The sequence below is a fragment of the Acidocella sp. genome, assembly GCF_013044125.1.
Taxonomy (GTDB): Bacteria; Pseudomonadota; Alphaproteobacteria; order Acetobacterales; family Acetobacteraceae; genus Acidocella.
Genome location: NZ_JABEVC010000014.1, coordinates 1 through 3,624 on the forward strand (window position 1 = coordinate 1; position 3,624 = coordinate 3,624).

Annotated in this window: 6 protein-coding genes and 1 pseudogene; 2 read left to right on the plus strand and 5 right to left on the minus strand. The window is 66.9% G+C overall.

Features of this window, described 5'->3' with window-relative positions; translation table 11 throughout:
* The 5 genes and pseudogenes from HKL97_RS00740 to atpD form a co-directional block, all read right to left on the minus strand.
* Positions 1 to 199, minus strand: a pseudogene (locus HKL97_RS00740) (F0F1 ATP synthase subunit A); the annotation flags it as partial.
* Positions 196 to 450: an ATP synthase subunit I gene (locus HKL97_RS00745; protein WP_291421867.1), complete on the minus strand. Its 255-nt coding sequence runs from the start codon at positions 448 to 450 to the stop codon at positions 196 to 198. The gene HKL97_RS00745 and the pseudogene HKL97_RS00740, both read right to left, overlap by 4 nt.
* The gene (locus HKL97_RS00750; protein WP_291421869.1) at positions 447 to 728 is read right to left on the minus strand and encodes an AtpZ/AtpI family protein; all 282 of its coding nucleotides are present in this window, start codon (positions 726 to 728) and stop codon (positions 447 to 449) included. Before HKL97_RS00750 ends, HKL97_RS00745 begins: the two co-directional genes overlap by 4 nt.
* Complete coding sequence (locus HKL97_RS00755; RefSeq protein ID WP_291421872.1) at positions 725 to 1,144, minus strand: F0F1 ATP synthase subunit epsilon; 420 nt, start codon at positions 1,142 to 1,144, stop codon at positions 725 to 727. Before HKL97_RS00755 ends, HKL97_RS00750 begins: the two co-directional genes overlap by 4 nt.
* Positions 1,141 to 2,556, minus strand: a complete 1,416-nt coding sequence (atpD, locus tag HKL97_RS00760) for a F0F1 ATP synthase subunit beta (protein ID WP_291421874.1) — start codon at positions 2,554 to 2,556, stop codon at positions 1,141 to 1,143. The genes HKL97_RS00755 and atpD overlap by 4 nt, the downstream gene beginning before the upstream one ends.
* 205 nt (positions 2,557 to 2,761) lie before the next feature.
* Between atpD and HKL97_RS00765 the strand changes: the two genes are divergently transcribed.
* Positions 2,762 to 3,343: a glycine zipper family protein gene (locus HKL97_RS00765; protein ID WP_291421876.1), complete on the plus strand. Its 582-nt coding sequence runs from the start codon at positions 2,762 to 2,764 to the stop codon at positions 3,341 to 3,343.
* Between the two features lie 38 nt (positions 3,344 to 3,381).
* Positions 3,382 to 3,624, plus strand: a 243-nt coding sequence (locus HKL97_RS00770; protein WP_291421878.1) for a poly-beta-hydroxybutyrate polymerase N-terminal domain-containing protein, incomplete at its 3' end; no start/stop codon positions are given.

The window sequence follows — 3,624 nt, forward strand, 5'->3', positions numbered from 1 at the left end:
CGCGTATCTGGCTGTCCACGGTGGACACGATCAGTTCCAGCGCCGCCTGGGTGCGGCTGGGGACGAGTTGGAGCCTGCGTGTGAGCATGGCGCCGCCGCCCGCCAGCAGCAGCATGATGCCCCAGGTGGCCACAACCGATTCCGGGACCGGCAGCGGGCCGAGATGAAACAACGGCAGATTGCTGAGCGGCGAGATCATGCCGCCACCCGGTAACGGCGCAGCACCAGCGGGCGGGCGGCCAGAACCCCGAGCGCCGTGAGCAGCAGCGCCAGCGCCCCGTGCCGGCCGGCCAGCGCCAGCAGCCCGCCCAGCAGGGCGAGCCGCGCCAGCGCAAGCCCCACGGCCGCCGCCGCGCCGCCCCGGGTGAACGCAAGCGCGCTGCGCCACACGGCATAAAAATACCCCAGCCCGGCGCAAAAACCGGCTAGCGGATACAGCGCCGCGCTCATGCGCCCTGCATCCATTTCCACCCTGACCAGCAGCCCAGCCCCAACCCCAGGAACAGCAGCGGCGCGGTCCAGAAAATGCCGGTGTTGAATCTGTGGTCGAGCCAATGGCCGATGAATACGCCGATCAGCATCGGCACCACGATGATCCAGCCCAGCACACCGATTTGCGCCAGGCGCCGCGCGGTGGAGGCCTCGCCCTCACGCAGCCAGCGCTTGTGGCGCTCGCCGCGCAAACGCACGCCCTTCAGCAGCGGGTCTCTCTCCTCCGGCTCGCTCATGAAAACTCTCCCACGCCGCGCATATCCGGACGCAGATGGCGCATGATCATCCTGATGGCGTTCAACTGCAGCCGGGTGCTCGCCACCCGCTCGGTTTTCTCCACCTCCAGCGCGGCGTGGAAGCGGGCCAGCACATCGGCTTCCAGCGTGGCCAGGTCATCGCCCGGCACCGCCTCGCGCGTGGTGATGGTGATCTCCCGCCCGCCTGTCACCGAGATCATGCCGCCGCGCACCGCGCAGTAATGGGCGGTGCCGTCACCACCGGTCCAGCCCACCACGGAGATGACCAGGCTGGAGAGAAATTCCGCATGGCCGGGGAGTATGCCGAAATGCCCGCTCGCGTCCTCGGCGCACAGGGCGCGGATGTCCGGCAGGTCAACGGCCACGCTCAGCGGGGTGACGATTTGCAGCCTCATGCCGGTTTCAGGGCGGCGGCTTCCTTCGCCCGCGCCTCCTCCAGCGTGCCCACCATGTAGAGCGAGGCCTCCGCCCAATCATCCGCCTCGCCGTCCAAAATCGCCGCGCACCCGGCCACGGTGTCGGCACAACTGACCGAACGGCCCGGCATGCCAGTGAAAGCCTCGGTCACGCTGAAAGGCTGGCTCAAAAAACGTTGCAGGCGCCGCGCGCGTTTCACGATCAGGCGGTCCGCCGCGCCCAATTCCTCCATGCCCAGCAGGGCGATGATGTCCTGCAGATCCTTGAACCGCGCCAGCGCCTCGCGCACGCGCTCCGCCACGCGGTAATGCGCCTCGCCGACCACCAGAGGGTCGAGCAATATCGAGGAGGATGCCAGCGGGTCCACCGCCGGGTAGAACGCCTCCGCCGCCAGCTGGCGCGAGAGCATGACGATGCTGTCCATATGGCTTGAAATCGCCGTCACCGCCGGGTCGGTGAAGTCATCGGCCGGAACATACACGGCCTGGATGGAGGTGACCGCCGCCCCGGCGACGGAGGCGATGCGCTCCTCCAGAGCAGCCACCTCGCTCGCCAAGGTGGGCTGGTAGCCAACGCGCGAGGGCAGCCGCCCAAGCAGGCTGGAGACCTCCGCCCCCGCCTGCACGAAGCGGAACACGTTATCCATCAGCAGCAGCACGTTCTGGTGCCTGGCGTCGCGGAAATGTTCGGCGATGGTAAGCGCGGTGAGCGGCACACGCCAGCGCGCGCCAGGCGGCTCGTTCATCTGGCCATAGACCAGCACTGTTCGCGCCAGCACACCGGAATGGCGCATGTCATTGAGCAACTCATGCCCCTCGCGCGAGCGCTCCCCGACGCCGGCGAACACTGAAATACCCTGGTATTTCTCCACCATGGCGTGGATCAGCTCCATCACCAGCACGGTCTTGCCGACCCCCGCGCCGCCGAACATCGCCGCCTTGCCGCCCTGGGCCATGGGGGCGAGCAGGTCGATCACCTTGATCCCGGTCTCGAACATCACATGCGTGGCGACCACCTCGCCCAGCGCGGGGGGCGGATTGTGGATCGGGCGGCGGGGCGTGCCCGCGGGCAGCGGCGGGCCGCGGTCGCCAATATTGCCGGTGACATCGAGCAGCCGGCCCAAAACCGCCTCGCCCACCGGCACGCTCACCGGCCCGCCGGTGGCGCGGACAGTGGTGTTGCGCGCCAGGCCCGCAGTGGTCTGCAGGGCGATCGCGCGCACGGTGGCGGCATCGGCATGGGAATGCACCTCAAGGATCAGCGGTTCGGGGCGGTCCCATTCCACCACCAGCGCGGTGTTAATATCAGGCAAAATACCGTCAGCGAAACTGACATCCACGACAACGCCGCGAACCGAAACGACCCTCCCCGCCGATGCAACTGACTCCATGACAAATCCGATGCCGTTCGTGACAGGCGGAACCAACCGCACGTTGCCTTGCTATGCCATTGCCCGGCAATCTGCCTTGATTAGGATCAATCGCGCCGCTCCTTGATGGAAATCAAGGACACGGCGCGTGCTTTGGCCTAATAGCGGCTGCATATGGCTCGCGGGCGTCTTCATCCTGAAAACTTATATGCTGGAAGGAAAGATTATGAACAATTTGAAAATAATCAGGCCTGCTCTGGGCATGTTGTTGCTGGCCGGGCTTGGCGGTTGTGCCGTGGCGCCGCCCACCGGGCCGAGCGTGGTGGTGCTCCCCGGCCAAGGGATCAGCTATTCAGAGTTTCAGGCCGATGATGCCACCTGCCGCGATGCCGCGGCGCAAAGCGTCGGCTATGCCTCGCCCGCCGGGGCCGCCAACCAGGCGGCCGTGGGCAGCGCCGTGGTGGGCACCGCCATCGGCGCCGTGGCAGGGGCGGCGCTTGGCGCGGCCTCGGGCAACGCGGGCGCGGGGGCTGCCATCGGCGCGGGTGCGGGCCTGCTGGTGGGAAGCGCCTCTGGAGCGAGCAACGCCCAAGCTTCGGCCTATGGCTTGCAGCGCCAGTATGACACGACGTATCTGCAATGCATGGCCGCCAAGGGCAACAACGTGCCGAACCTGCCGCCTGAGGAAACTTATGTGGCGCCTGCGCCCGGCTATTACCCTTATCCGCCGCCCTATGCCTATTACCCGGCCTACGGCTATCTCTATCCCTCGTTCACCTTCTATTATGGCCGGCACTGGCATCATTGACGCTTAAGATGCCCGCCCTGAATTCATGGAGGCCGTGCTTGCCTGAAGATCCCAAAACGCCAGCATCCGTACCGGTTGCCCTGAACGAAATGCGTTTGTTCGACCGCAATCTGCATGCGGCGGAGGCGCGGCTCACGGGCGGGCTTGCGCCCTCGGCGCTGATCGGCGCGATCATGGACTGGGCCGCCCATATGGCCGACCAGCCCGGCCGCCGCGCCGCGATGGCAAACCAGGCCCTGCAGGACATGGCGGCGCTCTGGAGCTTCACCTGCAACGCCGCC